Source organism: Fibrella aquatilis (genome assembly GCF_017353255.1).
In the GTDB taxonomy this organism is placed as follows: Bacteria; Bacteroidota; Bacteroidia; order Cytophagales; family Spirosomataceae; genus Fibrella; species Fibrella aquatilis.
Genome location: NZ_JAFMYU010000056.1, coordinates 1 through 996, shown reverse-complemented (window position 1 = coordinate 996; position 996 = coordinate 1). Strand labels below are relative to the sequence as shown.

At 57.3% G+C, this 996-nt stretch carries 1 protein-coding gene; it reads left to right on the top strand.

Annotated elements, in window-relative coordinates:
* Positions 1–996: IS630 family transposase (locus J2I48_RS28110; RefSeq protein ID WP_207338864.1), on the top strand; the 996-nt coding region annotated here is incomplete at both ends.

The following is a 996-nucleotide window of genomic DNA, read 5'->3' as shown; positions in this document are numbered from 1 at the left end:
TGTTGGTTCAACTTGACGATACGACCCGCCAACACCTGCGGCAGCTTCAGCGAACCGAAGCCGCCAAGCGGGACTATGTCAAGATTACCACCATCCTGCTACTGGATCAGGGCTTCGAGCCTGACCAGATTGAGCAGATGCTAGGTATCGACCACACCACCGTCTATCGCTACGCCCAAAGTTTTCGCGCCTTGGGTTCGGTGAACTATCTGGGCGAGGCCTACCGAGGTTGGTGGGGCCAACTCGACTCCTCGCAGCTAGCTCAGTTGCAAGCCGAGCTAAGACGGGGCTTCTTCACCTCGGCAGCGATGGTGGCCAATTGGATCCACCAGCAGTGGGGCATCCGCTTTCACCCGCAAGCGGTGGTCAAGTTGCTGAACCGACTGGGCTTCAGCTACAAAAAAACCACGCTGGTCTCTTCCAAAGCCGATCCCAGCCAACAGACCCGGTTTGTGGCTGAGCTGGAACAACACATGGCTCAACTGCCTGCGGATGAGGTGGTTTACTTTGCTGATGCGGTGCATCCCCAGCACAACACCCGGCCCGCCTACGGCTGGATCGAGCGAGGCGTGGTGCGGGCGGTAGACTGCAACTGCTGCCGCTACCGGTTGAACATCAATGCCGTACTCAATGCGCAAGACCCTTGCGACGTGGTGAGTTGGGAGGGCAAGACCATCAACTCGGCTTCCACCATTGAGTTGCTGGCGAAGTTGCTGGCCCATCGCTCGGCTGCTCGTGTGATCCATGTGTACTGTGATTCAGCACGCTACTACGTCAGTAAAGAGGTCCGCGCGTGGTTGTTGGACAAGCCTATCGTCTTGCATCATTTGCCGACTTACTCGCCCAATCTCAACCTCATCGAGCGGTTGTGGAAGTTCATGCGGCAGAAGGTGATTGACTCCACGTGGTATCCTACGCTGGGAGCCTTTCGATCTGGGGTGCTGGGTTTTCTAAGCCAGTTAGGGGAGCACCGTGCCGTTCTGGAACGGCTGATGA